At 68.5% G+C, this 22,921-nt stretch carries 19 protein-coding genes; 8 read left to right on the top strand and 11 right to left on the bottom strand.

Annotated elements, in window-relative coordinates:
- Positions 1 to 30 precede the first annotated feature (30 nt).
- Positions 31 to 1,308, top strand: a complete 1,278-nt coding sequence (locus ODR01_RS15735) for an NAD(P)/FAD-dependent oxidoreductase (RefSeq protein ID WP_316978639.1) — start codon at positions 31 to 33, stop codon at positions 1,306 to 1,308.
- A 106-nt stretch (positions 1,309 to 1,414) separates the two neighbouring features.
- Here the strand turns inward: ODR01_RS15735 and ODR01_RS15730 are convergent, their stop codons facing one another.
- Entirely contained in the window at positions 1,415 to 3,403 is a 1,989-nt protein-coding gene (locus tag ODR01_RS15730; RefSeq protein ID WP_316978638.1) for an ABC transporter ATP-binding protein/permease, read from the bottom strand.
- Positions 3,404 to 3,766: 363 nt separating this feature from the next.
- On the opposite strand from ODR01_RS15730, the gene ODR01_RS15725 reads away from it, so the two are divergent.
- Complete coding sequence (locus tag ODR01_RS15725; RefSeq protein ID WP_316978637.1) at positions 3,767 to 5,116, top strand: glycoside hydrolase family 15 protein; 1,350 nt, start codon at positions 3,767 to 3,769, stop codon at positions 5,114 to 5,116.
- A gap of 12 nt (positions 5,117 to 5,128) precedes the next feature.
- On the opposite strand, the gene ODR01_RS15720 is transcribed toward ODR01_RS15725, so the two are convergent.
- A complete protein-coding gene (locus ODR01_RS15720; protein WP_316978636.1) occupies positions 5,129 to 6,376 on the bottom strand; it encodes a glucoamylase family protein in 1,248 nt (415 codons plus the stop codon).
- Entirely contained in the window at positions 6,373 to 8,655 is a 2,283-nt protein-coding gene (bglX, locus tag ODR01_RS15715; protein ID WP_316978635.1) for a beta-glucosidase BglX, read from the bottom strand. Before bglX ends, ODR01_RS15720 begins: the two co-directional genes overlap by 4 nt.
- Positions 8,656 to 8,897: 242 nt before the next feature.
- On the opposite strand from bglX, the gene ODR01_RS15710 reads away from it, so the two are divergent.
- Positions 8,898 to 9,359, top strand: a complete 462-nt coding sequence (locus ODR01_RS15710; RefSeq protein ID WP_316978634.1) for an Lrp/AsnC family transcriptional regulator — start codon at positions 8,898 to 8,900, stop codon at positions 9,357 to 9,359.
- 169 nt (positions 9,360 to 9,528) lie between these two features.
- On the top strand, positions 9,529 to 10,242 hold the full coding sequence (locus ODR01_RS15705) for a CDP-alcohol phosphatidyltransferase family protein (protein WP_316978633.1): 714 nt from the start codon (positions 9,529 to 9,531) through the stop codon (positions 10,240 to 10,242).
- Here ODR01_RS15705 and ODR01_RS15700 read toward each other — a convergent pair.
- Entirely contained in the window at positions 10,208 to 11,191 is a 984-nt protein-coding gene (locus ODR01_RS15700; protein ID WP_316978632.1) for a lysylphosphatidylglycerol synthase transmembrane domain-containing protein, read from the bottom strand. The two genes, ODR01_RS15705 and ODR01_RS15700, sit on opposite strands and share 35 nt — an antisense overlap.
- Before the next feature lie 49 nt (positions 11,192 to 11,240).
- Between ODR01_RS15700 and ODR01_RS15695 the strand changes: the two genes are divergently transcribed.
- Both ODR01_RS15695 and ODR01_RS15690 read left to right on the top strand, forming a co-directional pair.
- The gene (locus ODR01_RS15695; RefSeq protein WP_316978631.1) at positions 11,241 to 12,920 is read left to right on the top strand and encodes a sulfatase-like hydrolase/transferase; all 1,680 of its coding nucleotides are present in this window, start codon (positions 11,241 to 11,243) and stop codon (positions 12,918 to 12,920) included.
- Positions 12,917 to 13,687, top strand: coding sequence for a creatininase family protein (locus ODR01_RS15690; RefSeq protein WP_316978630.1), 771 nt, complete (start codon positions 12,917 to 12,919; stop codon positions 13,685 to 13,687). The genes ODR01_RS15695 and ODR01_RS15690 overlap by 4 nt, the downstream gene beginning before the upstream one ends.
- Here the strand turns inward: ODR01_RS15690 and ribA are convergent.
- Positions 13,638 to 14,852, bottom strand: a complete 1,215-nt coding sequence (gene ribA, locus ODR01_RS15685; RefSeq protein ID WP_316978629.1) for a GTP cyclohydrolase II RibA — start codon at positions 14,850 to 14,852, stop codon at positions 13,638 to 13,640. The genes ODR01_RS15690 and ribA overlap by 50 nt on opposite strands.
- 4 nt (positions 14,853 to 14,856) lie before the next feature.
- Here ribA and ODR01_RS15680 point away from each other — a divergent pair, with 4 nt between their 5' ends.
- Both ODR01_RS15680 and ODR01_RS15675 read left to right on the top strand, forming a co-directional pair.
- The gene (locus ODR01_RS15680) at positions 14,857 to 15,672 is read left to right on the top strand and encodes a RibD family protein (protein ID WP_316978628.1); all 816 of its coding nucleotides are present in this window, start codon (positions 14,857 to 14,859) and stop codon (positions 15,670 to 15,672) included.
- Positions 15,673 to 15,678: 6 nt separating this feature from the next.
- Complete coding sequence (locus ODR01_RS15675; protein WP_316978627.1) at positions 15,679 to 16,230, top strand: cytochrome b; 552 nt, start codon at positions 15,679 to 15,681, stop codon at positions 16,228 to 16,230.
- Here the strand turns inward: ODR01_RS15675 and ODR01_RS15670 are convergent.
- From ODR01_RS15670 to ODR01_RS15645, 6 genes are all read right to left on the bottom strand, one after another.
- Positions 16,215 to 17,063: a class I SAM-dependent methyltransferase gene (locus ODR01_RS15670; protein WP_316978626.1), complete on the bottom strand. Its 849-nt coding sequence runs from the start codon at positions 17,061 to 17,063 to the stop codon at positions 16,215 to 16,217. The genes ODR01_RS15675 and ODR01_RS15670 overlap by 16 nt on opposite strands.
- Positions 17,060 to 18,106: a glycosyltransferase family 4 protein gene (locus ODR01_RS15665; protein WP_316978625.1), complete on the bottom strand. Its 1,047-nt coding sequence runs from the start codon at positions 18,104 to 18,106 to the stop codon at positions 17,060 to 17,062. Before ODR01_RS15665 ends, ODR01_RS15670 begins: the two co-directional genes overlap by 4 nt.
- The gene (locus ODR01_RS15660) at positions 18,099 to 18,506 is read right to left on the bottom strand and encodes a 6-pyruvoyl trahydropterin synthase family protein (RefSeq protein ID WP_316978624.1); all 408 of its coding nucleotides are present in this window, start codon (positions 18,504 to 18,506) and stop codon (positions 18,099 to 18,101) included. The genes ODR01_RS15665 and ODR01_RS15660 overlap by 8 nt, the downstream gene beginning before the upstream one ends.
- 20 nt (positions 18,507 to 18,526) lie before the next feature.
- Entirely contained in the window at positions 18,527 to 19,498 is a 972-nt protein-coding gene (locus tag ODR01_RS15655; protein ID WP_316978623.1) for a zinc-dependent alcohol dehydrogenase, read from the bottom strand.
- 97 nt (positions 19,499 to 19,595) lie between these two features.
- Complete coding sequence (locus ODR01_RS15650) at positions 19,596 to 21,182, bottom strand: sulfite reductase subunit alpha (protein ID WP_316978622.1); 1,587 nt, start codon at positions 21,180 to 21,182, stop codon at positions 19,596 to 19,598.
- Positions 21,179 to 22,921: a NirA family protein gene (locus ODR01_RS15645; RefSeq protein ID WP_316978621.1), complete on the bottom strand. Its 1,743-nt coding sequence runs from the start codon at positions 22,919 to 22,921 to the stop codon at positions 21,179 to 21,181. Before ODR01_RS15645 ends, ODR01_RS15650 begins: the two co-directional genes overlap by 4 nt.

The raw sequence follows: 22,921 nt of genomic DNA, 5'->3' as shown, positions 1-22,921 counted from the left end.
GCAATCACACGAGCAAACGGGGAGACACACATGCCAAAGCAGATGAACAGACGCCGGTTCCTGATTGGAACGTCGGCGGCCATCGGCGCGTTGTCCGTTGCGCCGGCGGTTCTCGGGCAGGCGAAACAGCGGGTCGTCATCATCGGGGGCGGTCCCGGCGGGGCGACCGCAGCGAAATATATCGCCCGCGATTCCCAAGGCGCCCTGGATGTCGTGCTGGTCGAGCCGTCGACCCAGTTCACGACGTGCTTCCATTCGAACCTTTTTCTCGGCGGCTTCAAGACGTTCGACGCCATCACCCACCGGTACGACAAGCTCGGCGCGTATGGCGTGCGGCTGCAACACCAGCTGGCGCTGGCGATCGAGCGCGATCGCAAGAGCGTGCGCCTGGCCGATGGCTCTACCCTTGCCTACGACCGCCTGATCGTGGCGCCCGGCATCGACCTCAAATACGACAGCGTTCCCGGATGGGGCAGGGAACACGAAGAGAGGATGCCGCACGCCTGGAAGGCCGGGCCGCAAACCCAGATCCTCAAGAAGCAGCTTGCCGGTGTACCGGCGGGCGGGGTCATCGTGATGATCGCGCCGCCGAATCCCTATCGCTGTCCGCCCGGGCCGTACGAGCGGGTTTCGATGATGGCGCACGTGCTTAAGGCCAGCGGTCGGAAGAACTGCAGGATCGTCGTGCTCGACCCCAAGAAGCAGTTCTCCAAGCAGGGGCTCTTCCAGGAAGGATGGGAGCGCCACTATCCGGGCATGGTCGAATGGCTCGACCCGACCATCCACGAAGGCGTCAAGTCGGTCGACCCGAAGACGATGACAGTGGTGACGGGTTTCGAGACCTTCCGCAACTGCGCGCTGGTCAACGTCATCCCGGCGCAGATGGCCGGCCGGATCGCCCGCGATGCCGGACTCGCCGATCCATCCGGTTTCTGCCCGATCAAGGCGGAAAGCATGCAGTCGGCCATCGATCCCAACATCTACGTTCTGGGCGACGCCTCGATTGCCGGGGCCATGCCGAAGTCGGGATTCGCCGCCAACAGCCAGGCCAAGGTCGCCGCCATGATGGTGCTGGGCGAACTGATCGGCTCGCGGACGTTCCCGGCCCGCTACACCAACACCTGCTGGAGCCTGATCGATACCGACGACACGGTGAAGGTCGGCGGCCGCTACGAGGCCAAGGACGGCAAGATCGCGGCGGTCGAGACCTTCGTTTCGAAGGCCGGGGAAAGCGCGGATCTTCGCAAGCAGAACCAGGAAGAGAACGTCGGCTGGTACGCCGGCATCACGGCCGACATCTTCGGCTGATCGGGGCTCGAAAAAGGGGCGTGCCGCCGCGGTTGTCCGTCGCGGCACGTCCCGGGCTCACGCGGTTTTTTCCATCGCCTGCACGCGGGCGGCCGCTCTTTGTCCCTCAAGCGGTCTGGAGAAGACACGGCCAAGGGTGTGCATCGTCCGGGGGCGGTATCGTGTGGTGGAGCGTCGCGCCGTCGGGGCGGCGGATCAGGTGCAGCGCGCGGGTGTGGAAGGTCTCGAGCCCCGGCCGGTGGCCGATGCTGATCACGCTGGTGCCGGCCAGCTCCTCGTCGAAGATCGACATCACCCGGCGCTGGCTCACTTCGTCGAGCGCCGAGGTCGCCTCGTCGAGGAACACCCAGGCCGGCCGGTGCAAGAGCAGGCGCGCGAAGCCGACCAACTGCTGCTGGCCCAACGAAAGCGTCTTGTCCAGTCGCTCCTCGCGATGCAGCCGGGGCAGGAACTCGGCGAGCCCCACCCGTTTCAGGGCCGCCTCGACGTCGGCGGCGGCAAAGGCGTCGGGCGCATGCGGATAGGTCAGCGCGGCGGCCAGCGTGCCTAACGGCAGGTAGGGCCGCTGGGGCATGAACATCATGGTGGCAGGATCGGGGATGCGGATGACCCCGCCGCCCCATTTCCACAGGCCGGCCACGGCGCGGAACAGCGTGCTCTTGCCGGCCCCGGATTCGCCCAGGATCAGCACACGCTCGCCCGGCCCGATCTCGGCCGTCGCCTCGGCGATCACCACGCGGCCGTCGGCCAGCAAAACGCTGACGCCCTCGAAGGAAAGCGTGTTGTCGGGGTGCCGGGCGATCTCGATGCTTTCGGTGGTCTCGTCGATTTCGTCCAGGCGGTCGACGGCGGCCTTGAAGGCGCTGATGCGGTGCAGCGTCGCCCGCCAGTCGGCGATGCACGGGAAGCGGTCGACGAACCAGCGCAGCGAGGCTTGGACCTGGTTGAAGGCGCCGACCACCATCATCATGCCGCCGATGGTCAGTCCGCCGCTGAAATAACCGGGCGAGGCGACCAGGATCGGCACCACGATGGCGAGCCAGCCATAACCGGACGTGATCCAGGTCAGTTGCGAAAGCGCCCCGGAAAGCCGGCGCATCGAGATGACGACGCGCTCGACGTTGCCTTCGAGCTGGCGGCGCTCGTCGGCTTCGCCGCCGAAAAGGGCGATGCTCTCGGCGCTCTCACTGACCCTGACCAGGGCGAAGCGAAGCTCGGCCTCGCGCGCATAGCGCTCGGTATTGAGGCGGATCAGCGGCAGCCCGACCCGCCAGGTCAACGCCGAGCCGATCAGCGCGTAGAGAATCGCACACCACACCATGTAGCCCGGAATCGAGAAGCTGGCGCCGTTATACTTGAACACCACGCCGGTCGACAGCGACCAAAGGATGCCGATGAAGGTGGCCAGCAGCAGCACCGCCTGCAGCAGGCCGACGCCCAACGTCGCCGTCAGCTCGGTGAGCTTGCGGGTGTCCTCTTCCAGGCGCTGGTCGGGATTGACGCCGATCTGGCCGGCCAGGCCCAGGCGATAGGCGCGGCCGGGGGCCAGCCAGACGTCGAGCAGATGGTGGGTCAGCCACTCGCGCAGGCGGACCTTGAGCATCTCCAGCATCCAGGTTTGGCCGACCACCAGCGCCAGCAGGCCGCCGACGATCACCAGGAACACCAGCAACTGGTGGCCAAAGGCCGCCAACTGGAGCTGTTCGAGGGCGTCGAAGAAGGCGCCCTGCCATTGGTTGAGTTTGATCTGGCCGTACATGTTGCCGCCCAGCACGATCGCGATGCCGGCGGCCAGCAGGCCGATCCGCCGGCGATGCCGGGAACGCCACAGCGTCTTCAGCAGGGCGAAGCCCTCGGCGGCGGCGCTACGGCCTTCATAGGTGGCGGCGGGCGGCGTGAAATCGGAGGTCTCGGGGGGGGCGGCGGTCCCTGCCGCGGCGGGGGCGGACTCGCGCCGACATTCGTGTTCCTGTGGACCGGATGGCCGGCCGGGGGAGCAGGGCGCCTCCTCGGAGGGGATGACGACGAAATCGTCGTCGCCACAAGGGTGGTCGCGCGCCACCCGGCGCCTCAGAAAAGCTTGTCCTCGCGTCACCGTTCCCCGCTTCCGTTGCGACCCGGCGGCTTCCCTTCCGCCAAGGCGGCACTCTGGCTGGTCTCACCTACCACATCTTTTCGCCGGCGGCGCCCCGTTGAAGGTCGGGTCTTTCACATGCCGGTCGACAGTCGGGAAAGACTATAATACAGAATCTTAATGAATCGTTGATAAATTGATTAAGGTAAGCCATTTCACGCATCTTTGTGCCAGACTACACAAGACGATCCTGATCCCAACGATGTGCTTATTTTCTTGAAATCCACGCGATGGACAAAATATCCCAGAATATCCGTTGGTTTCTTAGATGTTTGACAGTCATATCGATATCGAAAACAATATTCGCTTGAATCGAAGATGAGGATGCAACTTCCATCCTATGGCGGCACGCCGGCCCCGGACCTCGCCGAGTGGATCGCCGGCCAGGCCCGCCTCAGCGCCGATGCCATGGAGCGGGCCATCTCGGCGACGCACCTCACCCGACGGCGCGACGCCTTCGGGCAGGCGGTGACGCCGGCGGCGGGGTCCGTTCTGGCCTCGCCGGAGGTCGCCGACTGGGATCCCGAGCCCGACTACTTCTTCCACTGGATCCGCGATTCGGCCATCGTCATGCGCACCGTCGCCGACCTGATGGCCGACGCGCCGGACGGGGGCGAACGCCGCCGATGGCGCCGGCATTTCGAGGATTACGTCGCTTTCAGCCTGGGTCTCGCCGATCTCGACGGCGCCGCGTTCCTGCGCGAAAGCCGCCATCGCGAATCGACCCGCGAAGACTACCGCCGGCATCTCCGTCCCGATGCCGAAATCGAATCGCTTTCCGGCGACGGCCTGCCGGGCGAGCCCCGTTTCAATGCGGACGGCACACTCGACTTCCTGCGCTGGTCGCGTCCGCAGTACGACGGGCCGGCGCTGCGGACCCTCTCCTGCCTCGCCTATCTCGCGGCCGGTGGCGATCCGTCGGAGCCGGTGCGGCGTCTGCTGCGCCAGGACCTCGACTTCACGCTCCGCCATGCCGACGCGCCGTGCATCGGGCCGTGGGAGGAAGCAGGCGAGGTGGGCCACCATTACTATGTGTCGCTGGTGCAACTGGGCGCCCTTGTGCATGGGCGGGTCTGGGCGGCGACCGACAAGGGCGGGTACGAAAAGGCGGAAGAGCGCCTGCGCGCCGGGTTGGATTCCCACTGGTTGGCGGCGCACGGGGTTTACAAGGCGATCCGCGAGGCGACGGCGCCGTCGGGCGACGACCTGATCGATGCGGCGGTGCCGCTGGCCGTGCTGGACGCCGACCTGCCGGACGGCCCGCACAGCGTTTTCGATCCCCGCGTGCGGGCGACCCAGGCGGCGCTGGAGGCGATGTTTTCCCGAGAAATGCCGATCAACCACGCCCTGCCGGCCGGGCGCGCCCCGGCGCTTGGGCGCTCGCGCGGCGATCGCTATTTCGGGGGCGGCGCCTGGTATCCCACCACGCTGGCCGCCGCCGCCCTCAGCTACCGCCTGGCCGGAAGCGGCGGCGATCTGCGCGACTCCCACATCCAACGCGGCGATGCCTTCATGGCGACGGTGCGCGCCCTGACGCCGGCCGACGGTTCCTTGTCCGAACAGGTCGACCGGCTGACCGGCCGGCCGACATCGGCCCGCCATCTGACCTGGAGCTACGCCGCCTTCGTTAACGCCGCCCGCCTGCGGGCCCAGGCCCTCGGCCTTGGGCCGTAGGGCGGAGCGTCATTAGGCGGCTGCCAGGCGCGGGCTTTCGAAGTCGAGGCGTTTGAGGCCCACGGCCACCTCCGGGCAACCCATGAAGAGGTCCCACAGCAGGCCCGAGCGATGGTTCTCGATCATCACTACGATCGGCCCCTGGTCGATCGCCAGGTGGCCGGGAGCGACCCAGCCGCGCGAGCGGTTGAAGGAATCGCGAAAGCCGAATTCCCCCCAGATCCGATCGCCCAGATCCTCGTGGAAGTGGCGAAGCGCCGCCATCGAGTGCTCGGGCGTGTAGGGCATGGCGGAAAGCGCCGCGGTGGGGGCGATGACGCCGCGGTCGTTCTCGGGGTTGAAGGCGCGGTATCCCTCGTCGCCGTCGCACGACGTCAGGCCCCAGCATGGCGGCCCATAGCCGGCATGGCCGTGCGGGTTGGCGATGCAATGGGCCCGGTTGATCAGCGTGTGGGCGACGTTCTGCTGCCAGTAGTCGGCATAGCGGTCGGTAAGCCCGCGCGGGTCGAGGCCGAGGAAGGAATAGTGCGAGTAGAAGAGCGGGCCGCCGCCGGGGGGGCCGAGCGGCAGGGTCAGGTCGTGGTAGGCATGGCCGTTGCGGAAGGTCGCGCCGCCGGCCCAGCCGCGGTGATAGACTTCGGACGCCACGGGATGGGTGGGCGAGGCCGCCGCCAGCACATAGGCGATCAGCGCCTCGTCCCAGCCTCGGATGGCGTGGTTCATCGCCCAGCCGTGGTTGGGGCTCCAATGCCAGTACAGCACCTCGCCGTTGCCGCGGGTGTGCCATTTCCAGTCGACGGCGTGCCACAGCCGGTCGATGGCCTCGCGCAGGCCGGTTTCGGCGGGCGCGCGCCCGTCGAAGAACTGGCGGGCGCACAGAAGCCCCTCCATCAGAAAGGCGGTTTCGACCAGGTCGCCGCCGTCGTCCTTGGGCGAGAACGGGATGGTCGCGCCCGTCGCGCCGTCGAGAAAGTGCGGGAAGACGCCGTGGTAGGCGGGGGCGCGCTCCAGGAAGGCGACGATGCCGCGGATGCGCTCGATCACCGCTCCGCGCGGCAGGAAGCCGCGCGTCGCCCCGGCCAGCATGGCCATGATGCCGAAGCCGGTGCCGCCGCTGGTGACTGTCGTCCGATAGTCGTAGCCGTAGGCGGGGACCGGGTTGCTGCGCTCGCGCGCCATGCCGCTTTTGGGGTGCGCAAAGTCCCAGAAGTAGCCGAGCGTCCGTCGCTGGACCAGATCGAGCAACTCCTCGTCGGTCATGCACCGGCCCGCCATTCGAAGGACGCCGCGGCAAGGTCGCGCGCATTGGGGCCGATTTCGACGACGAACTGTCCCGGCTCGATGACCGGCTCGGGTTCGCCCAGGCGGGTCGAGCGGTCAAACGTCAGGTCCGTCGCGGCGATGCGAAAGCTGACGCGCCTCTCCTCGCCCGGCTGAAGCGGGATTTTCTGAAAGCCCTTGAGCTCGCGGATGGGACGCGAGCGGCTGGCCACCGGGTCGCCGATATAGAGCTGGACGATTTCCTCGCCGGCAAGGGAACCGGCATTGCGAACCGTGACCGAAGCGGTGAGGACGTCGCCCTTGCCGCAAAGGAGGTCCCTGTCGAGTTCGACCCCGCCATAAACGAACGCGCTGTAGCCGAGGCCATGGCCGAAGGGATAGAGCGGCGTCGACGGCCCCTCGAGGCGGCACGCGGTGGTGAACTTGCGAAACACGTGCCGGCCGTGGGCGTCGAGTTCGGCATCGCCCTTGACGTCGATGCCGATGCGGCCGGCCGGCCGGCCGGTCGGCGCCTCGGCATAGGTGATGGGACACTGGCCGACGCCGCGCGGGAAGCTCATGGGCAGCTTGCCCGACGGATTGACCTTGCCGAACAGCACGTCGGCGATGCCGTGGCCGGCCTCGCTGCCGCCGAACCAGGCGTGCAGGATGGCGCCCGCGTGCCGGTCCTCCCATTCGAGGGCCAGCGGCCGTCCGCTCATCGTCACCAGCACCAGCGGCTTGCCCGTTTCGTGCAGGGCCTCCAGCAGCCGCGGCTGGTTGCCGGGCAGGCCGAGCTCGCTGCGCGTCGAGGACTCGCCGCTATGCTCCTTGCCCTCGCCGACGCAGGCGACGATGACGTCAGCCTGGCGGGCAATCTCGACCGCCTCGGCGATCATCGCCTCGGGCGGCCGCGGGTCGATGGCGAAGGTTTCGCCGAACACGTTGAGGCGGGCCGCCAGGTCGGGATCGTCGACGATGTTGGCGCCCCTGGCGTGAAGAATCCGGGCGCCTTTTCCGGCTGCGGCGCGCAGGCCTTCCAGCACGGTGACGCTGTCCTCGGCCCGGGCCGCCACCGCCCAGGTGCCCTGCATGTTGGCGCGGCTGTCGGCCAACGGTCCGACCAGCGCGATCGTGCCGCCGTCGCGCCTGAGCGGCAGGACGCCGGTGTTCTTGAGCAGCACGCAGGCGTGGGCGGCCGCCCGGCGGGCCAGGCGGCGGTTGTCGGGCGTCAGGGTGACGGCGCGGCGCCTGGCCTCGTCGAGGCCGCGATAGGGCGAATCGAACAGGCCGAGCCTCTTCTTGGCGGCCAAAACGCGCCGGCAGGCGGCGTCGACGTCGCGCTCGGCGATGCGCCCCTCGGCGACCAGTTCCGGCAGGTGGCGGACATAGGCCGCGCTCACCAGGTCGACGTCGAGGCCGGCCGTGAAGGCGAGATAGGCCGCCTCCTTGAGGTCGGCGGCGACGCCGTGGTGGACGAGTTCCAGGATGGCGGTGTAGTCGGAAATGGTCGGCCCCTCGAAACGCCACCGGGACCGCAGCAGGTCGCGCAACAACTCGCGGTGGGCCGTGCAGGGAATGCCGTCCAGCGTATGGAAGCCGACCATGATGGCGCCGACGCCGGCCTCGACGGCGGCCCGGAACGGGGGCAGCACGGCGTTGTGCATCCGGAAGGGGCCGGTCTCGACGGCGTTGTAGTCGCGGCCCGCCTCGGCGAGGCCGTAGCCGGCGAAGTGCTTGGCGGTCGCCAGGACCGAATCGGGGTACGCGGGATCGTCCTGCTGGTAGCCTTCGACCATGGCGCGCGCGAAGGCGGCGCCCAGGAACGGGTCCTCGCCCGGGCTTTCGGCGCATCGTCCCCAGCGGGCATCGCGGCTGACGTCGAGCATCGGCGCCCAGGCGATGGCGACGCCGCAGGCGGCAGCCTCGGTGGCGGCGACGCGGGCGGTTCGGCGGACCAGCTCCATGTCCCAGGCGCAAGCCAGGCCGAGGGGAATCGGAAAGATCGTGCGGTGGCCGTGGATGACGTCGAGGGTGAACAGCAGCGGGATTTTCGCGGGCGATTCCTCCACCGCGATGCGCTGCAATTCGCGCAGGCGGGTGGGATCGATGCCCGCCGAAAGGCTGCCGACGTCGCCGCGGCGGATCTGGTCCTCGATGTCGCCGGTCGCCGTCCCGGCCCCGGTGGTGCTGGCGGCCTGGACATTGGGATGGTTGAGCTGGCCGACCTTGTCGGCCAGGCTCATGCGGCTGAGCAGATCGTCGAGAGTGTCGCGCATGCCTATGACGCCACGAGACAAGCCGGTGTTGAAAACTACATGGTAGGCTAGGCCGCCGCGTTCCACGCCTTTGTCTGCTTGCGCTTACCTCGGCCTCATGGATCGCCCATAGCCGGGGCAGCCCCACCCGGGGATGGACGACAACCGCGGCAACAGGGAAATAGCTTGCAACCCATTGCACAAATTGCTTTTGATATAGAAGAATATTGCATACATATCTCCGCGCATAAGAGGAAAATGCTGTGGATAGCATAGACAGGAAAATTCTGTCCCTTCTCCAGGTGGATTCGGCCTTGCCGGTTTCCCAGATCGCCGAACAGGTCGGGCTTTCCTCGACCCCCTGTTGGCGGCGCATCCAGAAGCTGGAGGGTTCCGGCGTCATCAAGGCGCGGGTGGCGCTGCTCGACCCCGAAAAGATGAATGTCGGCGTGACCGTCTTCATCGCCATCCGCACCAGCCACCATTCGGCCGAATGGCTGGCCCGCTTTCAGGCGGTCGTTGCCGACATTCCGGAAATCACCGAGTTCTATCGCATGAGCGGCGACATCGACTATCTGCTGCGCGCGGTGGTGCCGGATATCGCCGCATACGACAGCGTCTACAAGCGCCTGATCGAGGGGATCGAACTGAACGACGTCACCTCGATGTTCGCCATGGAAACGATCAAATGGACGACCGTGCTGCCGGTGACCTATGCCGAATGATCGTTCAAGCCCCCGTCGGCAGGGCGCGGGCTTCGCGGTCCGCCCGGGTACCATGGCGAAACTCGGTGTATAGTCGTTGCTGATGGAGCATCCCTTGCCCTCGGTCGATCCCATGTCGAAGGTGGCCCGGCAGCCCGCACGCCGTCCCGGTTCCCGCACGGGCCGGCCGATGATCGAAGCCATTGCCGCCATTGCTGCCGGGGTGGTTTTCCTGGGCCTGCTGGTGTCGGCGATCCATGGCTTCGAACTGCCATCCGCCCGCGTCCTGGGGGGCGCCTATGGCGTCTATGCGCTGTCCTCCCTTCTGGTCGTCAGGTCGGTGGGTGCCGGCCATCCCTTCGATCATTTCGGGGCCCCCAACGGCGTGACGCTGGCGCGCCTGGTTCTCGGCAGCGTCTTCGGCGGCATCGCCCTCGACCTCGGCGAACGGTCGCTGCCCGATCCCCTGGCCTGGTCCCTCCTGGCCGTCGCCGCATTCGCGCTGGCCCTGGACGGTCTTGACGGCGTGCTTGCCCGCGCCCGCGACCAGGAATCGCCGTTCGGCGCGCGGTTCGACATGGAGGTGGACGCGCTGCTGATCCTCCTGCTGGCGCTGCTGGCATGGCTGCAGGCGAAGGCCGGCCCGTGGGTGCTGGTCATCGGCGCGCTGCGCTACGGTTTCGTCGTGGCGGGATGGCTGTGGCCGATCCTGGCCCGGCCTTTGCCACCGTCCTTCCGGCGAAAGGCCGTCTGCGTCGTGCAAGGGGTATCGCTCGCCGTCTTGTTGGCGCCCGTCGTCCAGCCTCCGGCCAGCGGCGCCATCGCCGGGATGGCGCTGCTGTTGATCCTCTATTCTTTTGCCGTCGACGTCATATGGCTGGCCTCGCGTCGCCACGAAGCCTGAACACCAGGAAGGCCGCGCCCGGAAGGCTGCCGATCACGGCGATCAACCCATAGAGTACGCTGGTCGCGAACCCGATCGTGGGGTCTAGGCCGAGCAGCGGCCACAGGCTGGCGGCGATGGCCTCGCGCACGCCCCAGCCGCCGATCGTCACCGGTACGATCATGCTGAAAAGAACGACCGGCACCACGGTGAACCATCCCACCCACGGCACAGGGTGACCGAGGGCCGCCGCCGCCAGCGCGAAGGCCGCGACGTAGCTGGCGACGATGGCCAGGTTGAGAATTCCCTGCGTCAGCCACGCGCCATCGGCCGCCAGCGCGCGAAACAGGTCGACACCCAAACCCGCCACGGCCGAGCGCATCGCGGCGGGGCCGCCCCTGGCGAGGATGGCGAGCATGAGGGCGATCACGCAGCCCGCCACCAGCACGCCGACGCCGAGCCAGGCCGCTTCGTCCGGCACCCGCCCCTCAAGCACTAACGGCCATGCCGCGAATCCCACCACCATCACGCCGGCCAGCGCCATCTGCCCGGCCGCGCGTTCCAGGATGATCGAACGCACCACCGGCCGCCACGCGGGAGCGGCGGCGGCTTTCGCCAATCGCACGGCCCTCAGCGCATCCCCCGGCACGCCGCCGGGCAGGACCAGGTTCAGCAGCGAGGCGACGTAGTATTCGCCGACGGCCAGGCCCAACGGCAGGCGCAGCCCCAGCCTTTCCGCGATCAGCCGCCAGCGCCAGGCGGAGAGGACGATCTGCGCCTGCACCAGCAAGAGGGCGGCGAGGATCGGCAGGGCGTCGGCGCCCGCCAACGCGGTCGCGACGGCCTTAGTGTCGAGGAACCAGGCCAGCGTCGCCAGGAGGGCGACGGTGGCCGCGATACGCCACCCGGCGTGGCCGTTCGCCGTGCCGTCGTTCGATGGGACCTGTTCACGTGAGGGTTCGCACGCCATGTTACTGGGACCGATCGGTGAAGATCGCATCATAGGCTTGAGCCGGGGAATGACCAACGTGCCAGCGTCGGGGTCGGGGGGTCGCGGGGTGTCCTTGAGGGGCGTGGCGGGGGGATTCGCCGGCCTGACGATCCTCTACCTGCTGTTCGTGCTGCCGGCCTACACGGACGAATTCTCGGTGGGGGCGTTTTTGCGCCTGCCCATCGAACTGCCGATCCTGCTGCTGGCCCTGTTCGCGGTACCGGCGCGGGCGCGCCGATGGACGCGCGGAGCGGCGGTGCTTGTTCTCGGCGTGTTGGTGGCGCTCAAGGCGGCAAACCTCGCGGTCTTTGCCATCTATGCGCGTCCGTTCAACGCCTTTCTTCATCTCCACCTGGTGCCGGCGGGCATTCAGCTTCTGTCCGGCGCTATCGGACCGCTCCTGACCTCGCTGGCGGTCGTGGCCGCGCTCGCGCTGGCCGCCGTCGCCGGCGCCGTCCTCGTGGGTACGCTTCGCGCCGTGGTGGCGGCATTCGACCCCTGGCGTCCCCGGCTCGCGGTCGCCGCCGCCGTCTTCCTTTTGATCGGCTACGGCATCCTCGACGTCGCCGATGTCCGTGCGCAAGGCGAAGCGGCGACGACCGCCACGTCGAGCCACTTCGTGCGCGACCAACTGCTTTGGCATTGGCAGACCTTCGGCGACCTCGAGCGGTTCCGCGCCGGGCTCGCCGAGGACGAGACGCCGTCCGACCGGCTGTTGTCGGGACTGGGAAAGACCGACGTCCTGCTGGTGTTCGTCGAGTCCTATGGCCGTACGGCCATCGAGACTCCGTCCTACGCCGCCGTCACCGGCCCCACCCTCAGCCGTTTCGACGCCGAATTGAAGAAGGCCGGCTTCGCGGCCCGCAGCGCGTGGCTGGCGTCGTCGACCTTCGGCGGGCAAAGCTGGCTCGCCCACGGCACCCTGCTTTCCGGCTTTCGCATCGACGGCCAGGGGCGCTATGACGCGCTTCTCCTCGGCCGGCGCCGGCTTTTGATCCACGATTTCCAGCGCGCCGGTTGGTCCACCGTGGCCGTCGTGCCCGGCATCACGGAAGTATGGCCGGAAGCGCAATCCTTCGGTTACGAGCGGGTACACGCCGCCGCCGATCTCGGTTACGCCGGACAGCCCTTCGGCTGGATTTCCATGCCCGACCAGTACACCCTGGCCGCCCTCGACCGGCTGGAACTGGACGCCGCGGACCGCCCGCCCATCATGGCGACTGTCGTCCTGATCTCCAGCCACGCGCCGTGGACGCCGCTTCCCGTCCTGGCGCCCTGGGATCGCATCGGCGACGGCGCCATCTTCGGCCCGGCCCTGCGCACGGGGGACGCGCCCGAGGTGGTGTGGGCCGACGCCGAGCGCATCCGCGCCCAGTATGTCCGCTCGATCGACTACGTGCTGCAAACCCTGACGGCCTACGTGGCCGATCACAAGGACGACAACATGCTGATGATCGTCGTCGGCGACCACCAGCCGATCCCGTTTGTCGCCGGCGACACGTCGCGGCCCGATGTCCCGATCCACATTATCGCGAGCGACGGGTCCGTTCTGGCGGCGATGGACGGCTGGGGCTGGACCGATGGCATGATACCCGGCCCGGCGGCGCCGACCTGGCCGATGGAAGCCCTGCGCGGTCATCTGCTCGCCACGTTCACGCCGGGGGTGGCGATGACGGCCGCGCCATCCGAGGGGGAGGGGAGCCGATGACGTTTTTGTCCTATGCCGATCTGTCCCAGACGGCGTTCCCCGCGGCGGGCGACGCCGTCGCCATGCTGCCGCTGGCCGCCGTCGAATCCCACGGCCCCCATCTGCCGCTCGGCACCGACGGCCTCATCGTCGAAGGCATCCTGGCGCGCGCGGCCGCCGCCGATGGCGGGCGCGACCGCCGCGTGCTGCGCTTGCCCGCCCTGTGGCTTGGCGCCTCGGCCGAACACGCCGACCGGCCGGGAACCCTATCGGTCGAGCCGGAAGCCCTTGTCGGCCAGATCGTCGCGGCGGCGCAGGGCCTGGCCCTGGCGGGGGTGCGACGGGTGGTGCTGTTCAATGGCCACGGCGGCAACGCGGCGGCGGCGGCCATGGCGGCGCTTCGGCTGCGGACCCGCTTCGGCATGCTGGCCGTCAACGTCCACTGGCTCGATTTCGGCCTGCCGCCCGGCCTTGCCGCGCCGGGGCCCATGGCGGCCGACATCCACGGCGGATGGATCGAGACCTCGGCGATCCTGCATCTGGCACCGCACCTCGTCGGTGGGGATGCCATCGCATCGCCGCCGCCGCGCCGCCCCGCTCCCATGCTCTTTCCTTCCGGTCCCATCGCCTGGGGGTGGAAAACCGACGATCTCGCGGCCGGCGGCTGGATCGGCCGTCCCGACCTTGCCACGCCCGAAATCGGAAAGGCGCTCGTCGAACATGCGGCGGAGCAGACGGTCAAACTGCTTGAGGAGGTCGCTGCGGCGGCTTGGCCGGACGCGTCCTGAGCCCATCCTTGGCGATCGATTTCAGCATCTTGTCGAGAAGGTGCCCGGCCCGCGTCGCCTTGGTGGAAAGATAGACCGCGTTGTGCGGATTGACCGCCCCCAAAAGCCGCCGCGTCCCTTCGACGATCACACCCGTTTCCTCGATCGCGCGGATTTTGTCGGGGTTGTTGGTGAGCATCACGATGCGGCGGAAACCCAGCAGGTCGAGCATCCGCCCCGCGATGCCGTAGCGCCGCTCGTCGGGGCCATAGCCAAGGACGGCGTCGGCATCCAGCGTGTCGTGGCCCTGCGTTTGCAAGCCGTAGGCCCGCATCTTGTTGCGCAGGCCGATGCCGCGGCCTTCCTGGTCCAGGTACAGCAGCAAGCCGCCGCCGGCCGCGTTGATGGCCTGGATGGCCAGGCGCAACTGGTCGCCGCAATCGCATTTCAGGCTGCCGAACAGATCGCCGGTCAGGCAGGCCGAATGCAGGCGGGTCAGGACCGGTTGCGCGGGATCGGGCCGCCCGACGACGATGGCGACCTGATCGCGTCGGTTGCCGCCGCTGAAGACGACGAACTCGGTGAGGGGGGCGTCATCCAGCGGCACCGGTGCCCGCGCTACAATGCGCAGGTCGCGTACCGAGCGGTCGGCATAGAGGGCGATCGCCGTCGCCTCGACCACCGCCAGGGTGGCGGTCGCGGCAATGGCGGGCATGACAACGGCGGCGGGAATCAGATAAGCGGTCCTCACCAGTTCGAGGGCGGCCGCTTCCAGTGCTGACGCGGCCCGGCCGGGGGTCGCCGGTACGGCGGGGTTCGCCGCGACGAACAGACGTTCGATGGCATCGGCGGCCAGCCCGGACAGCGCCACACGCATGGGGCCCGCCGCATCGAATCCCATGTGTCGCAGGCGCGGTTCCGTCAGCAGCAATCCCACGCCTTCGCCAAAGGCGGCCGCGACGTTGGCGATCTCTTCGCCGCCCAGCGTCTCCGCCGCCGCGACCACCAGCGATTCCGAAGCGCTGCGCACGACGACGGCCCGCCCCTGCCGCAATTCCTGCGCAGCCCGCTCGACCGCCACGCACACGGGGTCGCCAGCCAGCCTTGCCAAGGCGCCTTTCGCGGTAGCACTTATAGGAAGCACGTTCGGCAGATCGGTCGCGAAGCGGGTTTTTTGGAAAGACACGGCGATGACCTCCCCCAAAATCTGCAGATCTCACGGTGCCGAAGAACCACTCTGGCAAGCCCTCGTGGCGGCCGCACACGACGGCACATCCCCCCCTAAGATAGGGAGGGACTCTTTGATGAACACCTATCTCCCCCTAATAGTTCCTGCGCGGCGAACAAAGTCCCTGGTGATCGCCCAGATCGGACAATCGCTGGACGGCCGCATCGCCACGGCAAGCGGCCACTCGCACTACATCAACGGCAAATCCGCCATCGTCCATTTGCATCGTTTGCGGGCGTTGGTGGATGCGGTCGTCGTCGGCGTCGGAACGGCGCTGGCCGACGACCCGCAACTGACCGTCCGGCGTGTAAACGGGCCGAATCCGGCCCGCGTCGTCATCGATCCGGCGGGGCGGCTGCCGGCGAACGCCCGCTGTCTGGAGGAGGGCGCGCGGCGCATCGTCATCGGTTCGGCCGCCCGTCCGCCCCGAACCGGCGTCGAGGCGATCAGCCTTCCGGCGGCGGCAGGCCGGTTCTCGCCGCGCGACATCATCGCCGCCCTGGCCGATCTCGGACTTCACAGAATATTGATCGAAGGCGGGGGAATGACGATATCGCAATTCCTGGATGCCGGTTGTCTCGACCGGCTGCACGTTCTCGTTGCGCCGATGATCGTCGGCTCGGGCCGGATCGGCATCCAGTTGGCCGAGATCGCCCGGCTCGACGAGGCGGTGCGGCCGTCGGTGACGGTCACGACATTCGACGAAGGCGACGTCCTGTTCGATTGCGACCTCGGACGAAGGCGGAAATGCCCATCCGGGGATTGGGATGAAGGATGACCTGCCATGAGATCGACGCGTTCCGCCGGCTACTCCGCCGCCGCCAAGCTTTTTCATTGGGTCACCGCCCTCGCCGTCCTGACGGCGATACCGGTGGCCCTCGCCATGGTCCGGGTCGGCCAGGGGCCCGTGCAAAACCAGCTTTATGACCTCCACCGTTCGCTCGGTGTCCTCGTCCTGGTCCTGATGGCCGCGCGCCTTCTGTGGCGGCTCTACCGCCCGGCGCCGCCCCTGGTGCCCGGCCTTCCCGATTGGCAGGTGGCGGCGGCAACGATTTCGCACTGGACCCTCTATGCGGTTCTCTTGGCCATGCCGGTGCTGGGATGGGCCGGGACCTCGGCCTTCGGGGCCCCGATCATGGTCTTCGACCTTTTCGAATGGCCGGCCATGCTGGACAAGGACGAGCAACTCGCCAACGTCCTGCTCCGCCTTCATCGCTGGCTTGGCTTCTCGCTGGCCGGCCTGTTGGCGCTGCACGTGGGGGCCGCCCTGCACCACCATTTCATCCGGGGGGACGAGACCCTGCGCCGGATGCTGCCGGGCTATCGTTCCGACTGACCCGGCATCGCGAACAGGTCGCGATGGCCGATCATGATGGCTTGGGCGGCTAGGCCTGCGGCCAGCCATGCCGCAATGGCGCCGGAATCGAGCAGGCCCGTTTCCGCCACCGCCGCGGCGACGCCGTCGAGGAAGGCCGCGCGCAGCCCTTCCATAGGGGGGTCGAGCCGCCACGGGCTGTCGCCCACGGTCACCGCATAACCGGCATTCCTGAGGCGGACGGCCAGGATGTCCGTCGCGTGGCCGCCGGCGGCGGGCCCGAATCCCTTGTCCCCCTCCTGATGCGCCCGGAACGCCCCGGCGATTGTTGCATCGAGGCGATGCGGCGGATCGAGCACGATTTCCCCGTCGAAGGTCAGGGTGGCCAGAAGCGGCAGGCGGTCGGCGGCCAGGGCGGCGACGAAACGCCCGATCCATCCCCCCGACGTGAGATCGAAAAGCGCAGAAGCGGTCACAAGATTGGTTCCGGCCGGCCAGCAGTGGGGCTCGATGGCGAGGTCGCGGCGGGCCCGTTCCACCACGATGCGCCGCTCGCCGTGCGACAGGACAAGTTCCTTTTCACCGGCCTCCGCGCGCTCGGCCCACGCGGTCAATCGCTGGCCGGCGGCGGCGAGATTGGCCTGGTCGTGATCGACCAGGGTCCAGCGTTGGCGGGGCGGCAATCGATCGGCGAAGGCGCGCAGCGACGCGCCGGTGCCCGCGCCGAGATCGCAAACGGACAGTTCATCGCGGCCGGCGAACGCCTGCGCGCATGCCGCCAGGATTTGGCCATTGCGCGCGGCCCCGTCGGCGGGTTCGCGCAGCGCCAGCCATTCCGGGGAAAAGCCGGTCATGTCGAGGCCGCCGTCAACGCGGCGGCGACGTCGCGGGCGGTTTCGGCCCAGGTCGGCAGCGTGCGGCCGTGGGCCCACGCGGCATCGGCGAGCCGTCGCCTCAGACCCTCGTCCGCAATCGCCCGTCGCAACGCCGCCGCCAGGGCCTCGGCATCGTCGGAAGCGACCAGCAGGCCGGCATTCGGCGGCACCGTCTGCGGCACGGCGCCGATGGCGCAGGCGATGACCGGAAGGCCACGCGCCATGGCCTCGGCGAAAGCCATCCCGTAGCCCTCGTGGCGCGACGGCAGGACGAAAAGGTCGGCCATCCGGTAAGCCGCCTCGAGGTCATGGGCCGCGATCTCGCCCTCCAGGGTGACGCGCCCGTCCAGGCCCGACGCGCGGATCAGCGCCGCGACCTCGGCCGCCGTCGCCGGCTCGCGCTTGAGGCTGCCGACGATCCGGCATCGCCAGGACAGGTCCGGGAGGCGGGACAGGGCTTGTACAAGCACGTCATGGGCCTTGCGCCGGGTCACCGTCGCCACGGAAAGAAGGCACGGCACCGTGCCGCCGCCTTTCGTCCGCTTGGCGCGGTCGGTCCCCGGCACGGCGACATGAAGGCGCTCGGCCGCGACGCCATAATCCTCGGCCAGCGTGCCGGCGGTGTGTTCGCTGGTGGCGATGACGGCGCAAGCCGCGCCGAGGGCCCCGCGTTCGCTGGCGCGCAGGCGTGCCGCTGCGGCCGGTTCGAGGCCGGTTTCCAGGGCCAGCGGATGATGCACGAGGGCGATCCAGCGGTGGCCCATGCCGTCCAGCCGATCCCTCGGCAGGACGCCGAACGCCAGGCCGTCGACCAGGACCGGGGATGACGGCGGCAGGGATTCCAGGGCCTGGCACGTGCGGCGCAGGTCATCCGGGGACGGATGCGGAAAGCCGGCGGGGAGGGGAAGCGGGTGGGGACGCCATCCCGTCGCCGGCAACGCCGCCATCAAACGGCGGGCATAGACGTAGCCGCCGGTCGGCGTCGCAAGGTCGCCGGGAATGGCAAACCAGACGTCACGCACCGCCGACCTCGGCCTCGTAGGAAGCGCTGGCCACGTGCGATTCGTGCAACGTGATGCGCAGCCGCTCGATGCCCGATGCCGCCCCGCCCAGGTCGCCGGCGGCGATGGCTTCCCGGATGCGCTCGAAGACCCAGCGGGCCACGGCCTCGGTGGTCGAGCGTCGCTCGGCGAAGTCGGGATGCTCGTCGAGGTTCCGGAAATTGAGCGCGGCCAGGGTCCTTTTCGTCACCTCCTGGGCGAGGCCGATGTCGACGACGATGTCGTTGCCGTCGAGTTGGCGACGCATGAAGGCGACGTCGACCACATAGGTGGCGCCGTGAAGATTTTGCGCCGGGCCGAAGGCCTTCCCCGCCAGGCTGTGGGCGATCATCACGTGGTCGCGGATCTCGACGGTGTACATGGGCGAAGTCCTTTCCAGCCTCAGGCGTATGTCAGAACGGTCATCAATCCGCCGCTGCCGGCGGCCAGCGCCACCGGCAGACGGGCGGGCGCGTCGGCGAAGGCGATTTCGCCGGCGATCAACTCATCGAAGGCGGCGTCCAGAAGCAGTCCAAGCGCGGTGTCGAGGCGCCGGGCATGGGTCCAGCGGGCACGGCGGTTCGCGGGCACGGCGCCCACCTGCGAGGAGACGATGCGCAGGCGGCGGGAATGGAAGGCTTCGCCGAGAGGCAGGCTGACGGCGGCGGCCCCGAACCAGCTGGCCTCGACGACGGTCGCCTCCAGCCCGGCGCAGGCCAGCGCCAGACGCAGGCCATCCTCCGAGGCGCTGGCGTGGACGACGACGTCCTGCTCGCCGGGCGCCTCGGCGGGAAGCGCGAACGCCACGCCAAGGCGCGCCGCCACCGGCGCTCGCGACGGATCGACGTCGGCGACGGTGACCCGGGTTCCGGCGATACGCGCCGCCAGGCCGGCCACCAGCAGCCCGACGACACCCCCGCCGACGACCAGCACATTGTCGCCGGGCGCGATCCTGGCATCCCAGACGACGTTGAGCGCGGTTTCCATGTTGGCGGCCAGAACGGCGCGCCGCGGCGGCAATCCGGGCGGCAGGGGCCGGGCCTCGGTTACAGGAATGCAGATCCGGTCCTGATGGGGATGGAGGACGAAAACGGCCTGCCCAAGCCGGTCTGCCGGCCCCTCCTCCACCACACCCACCAGGGCGTATCCGTATTGCACCGGAAACGGGAAGTCGCCGGCCTGGTGGGGGCAGCGCATGCGGGCGTGTTCGCTTGGCGGGACCATCCCGCTCATGACCAAGCGTTCGGTGCCGCGGCTCACGCCGGAAAAGAGGGCACGGATGAGAAGCCGGGCGTCATCCCTCGGCGACATTTCGGCCGGCCGCAACGCCACGGCGCCTTTCGACACGTACCACAGTCCCCGACCGGCAGGCATAGGCCCCCCTCTGGCTTCTCGCGGTGTCCTCCAGAATGACCGCGATCGGCCGGGGACACAACGCCGCGGCGTCAGAAGGTCAAAGCCATTTACAATCTCAATAGACGTCGGCCTGATAGCGTGCCCGTTTTTTGAGATCCTGGACATAGGCCCTGGCGGCGTCGGGCGGACGTTTGCCGTGCTCGGCGACGATATCGGTCAGCGCCGTTTCCACGTCCTTGGCCATGCGCAGGGCGTCGCCGCAGACGTAGACATGGGCGCCGGCTTGCAGCCATTCGAACAGCTCGGCGCCGCGCTCGCGCATGCGGTGCTGAACGTAGACCTTCTCGGTGCCGTCCCGGGACCAGGCGAGCGAGAGGTTGGTCAAGGCGCCGCGTTCCTGGAGGTGCCTGAATTCCTCGGCGTAGAAGAAGTCGCTGGCTTCGCGCTGATGGCCGAAGAAAAGCCAGGCGGGGCCGGGGGCGCCCAGGGCATCGCGCTCTTGCAGGAACGCCCGGAAGGGGGCCACTCCCGTCCCGGGGCCGACCATGACGATCGGCGTGGCGGGATCGGCCGGCAGGGCGAAGCCGTGGGCTTCCTGGACGTAGACCTTCAAGGCTTCGCCGGGCTGCACGCGGTCCGCCAGGAAGGTGGAGGCGACGCCCAGGCGAAGCCGGCCGGCCGCCTCGTAGCGCACCACGTCGACCGTCAGATGGACTCGTCCCGGATGGACCTTGGGAGAGGATGAAATGGAATAGAGCCGGGGCTGCAACGGATCGAGCACCTCCATCAGCGCTTCCGGGTCCGGGCGGATGCCTTCGAACTTCTGCAGAACGCCCAGCACGTCGAGGCTGGCGGCGTCGCCGTCGGGGTCTTCTCCCTTGGCCAGCGCCTTGGCCTTCATCCGTCGCTCGCCGCCGGTGATGTAGGAAACCAGCTGGAAAAGGGCGTCGGGCGCCGTTCCCAGCGAGGTTTCCTCGATGAGGACGTCGCGGAACGGTCGTCCGGCGATGGGGAAGTCGGGCGGCACGTTGATGGCGGCGATGACCTGGTCGGCCAGCGCCGGGTCGTTCCGGGGAAGGATGCCCAGGCTGTCGCCCACCCGATAGTCCAGCCCCGACCCTTCGAGGTCGAGTTCGACATGCAGGGTCGTCTTCTCCGAGCCCTCGCCGTTCAGCCGACGGCAGCCGACGAAGTGGGCCTCCACCGGGCGGGCCCGCGACCGCCCGGGGCGCTCGTCGGCCGGCAGCTTCGGCGCCGCCGCTGCCTTCGCCGCCATTTCGTCGGGATCGAGCACGCCGCCGCCCATTTCCTCGACCAGGCTTTTCAGCATGCGCGACGTTTCCTTGCCGCCGGGCACGCAGAGCTGGAGCCGGGGCTCGGCCTGCTCGAAGATCGCTGCGGCGTAGCGCGAACAGTCGTATCCGCATTGGCCGCAGTCCTGCTGGCCCATGGCCGCCATCAGGCGTTGCTTCAGCGGGCGGCCGTCGGCCCGGGCCATGCGATCCGCCAACGGCATGGCGGGGTCTTTCCACGGCAGTTCGTCTTCCTCGTTGGCCCCGACCGGCGCCGGCAGACCGGCGGCGCCGGGCTTGTTCGGCCAGAAGTTCAGGAAAAAGGCGTTCAGCCGTTCCCGTTCGTCGTCCGAGAACGGCGCCGTCGGCGGGACGATCTGCCATGGCCGGGTGGCGGTTTGCGTCGTCATGCCGCCTTCTCCTCGGCGAGCTTCACCAGGGTTTCGACGGGATAGCGGTTGGCGAACTCGAAGAAGCTTTCATGGGGGCTGGCGCGGTAGGCGAGATAGGCCACAAGCAGCTTTTCGATGGCGGCCGGGCAGTCGGCGTTCTCGACGTCCTGCCAGATCTCGCGGCCGATGGTGGCGTTGGCGCCGAACCCGCCGCCGACATAGATGTGGAAGCCCTCGACCGGCTCGGCGTTCTCGCCCTTCGAAATCTTGCAGGCCAGCAGCCCGATGTCGCTGATGTGATGCTGGGCGCAGGAATGATGACAGCCGGTCAGGTGGATGTTGATCGGCTGGTCGAGATCGAAGCGGCTTTCAATATACTCGGCGATCAGTTCCGCCGTGCCCTTGGTGTCGGCGGCCGAGAACTTGCACCCGGTATTGCCGGTGCAGGAGACGAGACCGGCGCGGATCGAGGTCGCCCGGGTGGAGAGGCCGAGATCGTCGATGGCCTGCACCGCCGCCGGCACGTTATCGTCGGCGACCCCGGAGAGGATGAGGTTCTGCCACACCGTCAGGCGAATGTCGCCGTCGCCCAGCCTTCCCGAGACGTCGGCCAACCCCCGCATCTGCGCGGAGGTCAGCTTGCCGCTCGGCAGCACGACGCCGATCCAGTTGAGTCCGGCCTGCCTTTGCGAATGGACGCCCAGGTGCGCCATACGGTCCGGCGGGATGCGGTCCTTGATGTGGCGGGCGTCGATGCGATCCAGCTTGCGATCCAGCTTCTGCTCGACCGCCTCGAGGAACCTCTCGAGTCCCCAGGCGTCGAGGAGGTATTTCAGGCGCGCCTTGGTACGGTCGGTGCGGTTGCCGTGATCGATGAAGACCCGCACGATGGCATCGGCGACCTGGGTGGCTTCCGACGGCCGGACGACGATTCCGGTGTCGCGGGCGAAATCCTTGTGCCCGGTGATGCCGCCGATGGCGACGCGAAACCACACCCCCGGTTCGACGCCGGCGCCCTCGTCGACCTCGACGGCCTGGAATCCGATGTCGTTGGTGTCTTCCAGCGCCCCCACCTTGCCACCGCCGTCGAAGGCGACGTTGAACTTGCGCGGCAGCCCATAGAGCGAGCGGTCGTTCAGGATGTGGAAATGCCAGTCGCGCGTATAGGACCGGGTATCGAGGAGTTCCTGGGGGTCGATGCCGGCGGTCGGCGTGCCGGTGACGTTGCGGATGTTGTCGGCCCCCGAGCCGCGGGTGCAGAGGCCCAGATCCTGGATGGCCTCGATCATGCTGACGGCGTTGGCGGCCTCGATCTCGCGGATCTGCAGGTTGGCGCGCGTGGTGATATGGGCGTAACCCCCGCCATGGCTGTCGGCCAGCCTGCCCAGGCCCGCCATCTGCCAGTGGGTGAGGATGCCGTTCGGCATGCGCAGCCGGCACATGTAGGAGTTCTGGTTGGGGGCCACGTAGAAGAGGCCGTAGAACCGCCAACGGAAGTTATCCTGCGGCGCCGGATAGTCGCCGCTGGCCGCCTGCTGCTTCATGCGCTCGTAAGCATCGAAGGGGTGCTCCTGGCGCTTGAACTTCTCGGGGTCGGCCAGCTTGCCGCCCTCGGCCTCGGCCTTTTTCATGGCGATCAGGTGGGCGGCGTCGGGGCCGGTCGGTTCGGCCGCCGCTGGGCCGCCCGCCACCGCCGAAACGCCGGCCACCAGACCCTCCAGATAGCGCTGCTGTTCGGGTGTGAATCCGGTGCTCAT

The organism is Shumkonia mesophila (assembly GCF_026163695.1).
GTDB lineage: Bacteria > Pseudomonadota > Alphaproteobacteria > Rhodospirillales > Shumkoniaceae > Shumkonia > Shumkonia mesophila.
Note: the sequence above shows the minus strand (reverse complement) of the source record. Positions and strands in the feature narration are given on the sequence as shown.

What these genes read in the sequence shown, in the direction of transcription:
- ODR01_RS15720 (WP_316978636.1), bottom strand. Translation starts at nt 6,376, where the DNA reads ATGACCGACGAGGAGTTGCTCGATCTGGTCCAGCGACGGACGCTCGGC.
- bglX (WP_316978635.1), bottom strand. Translation starts at nt 8,655, where the DNA reads ATGCGCGACACTCTCGACGATCTGCTCAGCCGCATGAGCCTGGCCGAC.
- ODR01_RS15655 (WP_316978623.1), bottom strand. Translation starts at nt 19,498, where the DNA reads ATGCCTGCCGGTCGGGGACTGTGGTACGTGTCGAAAGGCGCCGTGGCG.
- ODR01_RS15680 (WP_316978628.1), top strand. Translation starts at nt 14,857, where the DNA reads ATGACCTCCCCCAAAATCTGCAGATCTCACGGTGCCGAAGAACCACTC.
- ODR01_RS15675 (WP_316978627.1), top strand. Translation starts at nt 15,679, where the DNA reads ATGAGATCGACGCGTTCCGCCGGCTACTCCGCCGCCGCCAAGCTTTTT.
- ODR01_RS15690 (WP_316978630.1), top strand. Translation starts at nt 12,917, where the DNA reads ATGACGTTTTTGTCCTATGCCGATCTGTCCCAGACGGCGTTCCCCGCG.
- ODR01_RS15700 (WP_316978632.1), bottom strand. Translation starts at nt 11,191, where the DNA reads ATGGCGTGCGAACCCTCACGTGAACAGGTCCCATCGAACGACGGCACG.
- ODR01_RS15735 (WP_316978639.1), top strand. Translation starts at nt 31, where the DNA reads ATGCCAAAGCAGATGAACAGACGCCGGTTCCTGATTGGAACGTCGGCG.
- ODR01_RS15645 (WP_316978621.1), bottom strand. Translation starts at nt 22,921, where the DNA reads ATGAGCACCGGATTCACACCCGAACAGCAGCGCTATCTGGAGGGTCTG.
- ODR01_RS15695 (WP_316978631.1), top strand. Translation starts at nt 11,241, where the DNA reads ATGACCAACGTGCCAGCGTCGGGGTCGGGGGGTCGCGGGGTGTCCTTG.
- ODR01_RS15660 (WP_316978624.1), bottom strand. Translation starts at nt 18,506, where the DNA reads ATGTACACCGTCGAGATCCGCGACCACGTGATGATCGCCCACAGCCTG.
- ODR01_RS15650 (WP_316978622.1), bottom strand. Translation starts at nt 21,182, where the DNA reads ATGACGACGCAAACCGCCACCCGGCCATGGCAGATCGTCCCGCCGACG.
- ODR01_RS15670 (WP_316978626.1), bottom strand. Translation starts at nt 17,063, where the DNA reads ATGACCGGCTTTTCCCCGGAATGGCTGGCGCTGCGCGAACCCGCCGAC.
- ODR01_RS15725 (WP_316978637.1), top strand. Translation starts at nt 3,767, where the DNA reads ATGCAACTTCCATCCTATGGCGGCACGCCGGCCCCGGACCTCGCCGAG.
- ODR01_RS15705 (WP_316978633.1), top strand. Translation starts at nt 9,529, where the DNA reads ATGATCGAAGCCATTGCCGCCATTGCTGCCGGGGTGGTTTTCCTGGGC.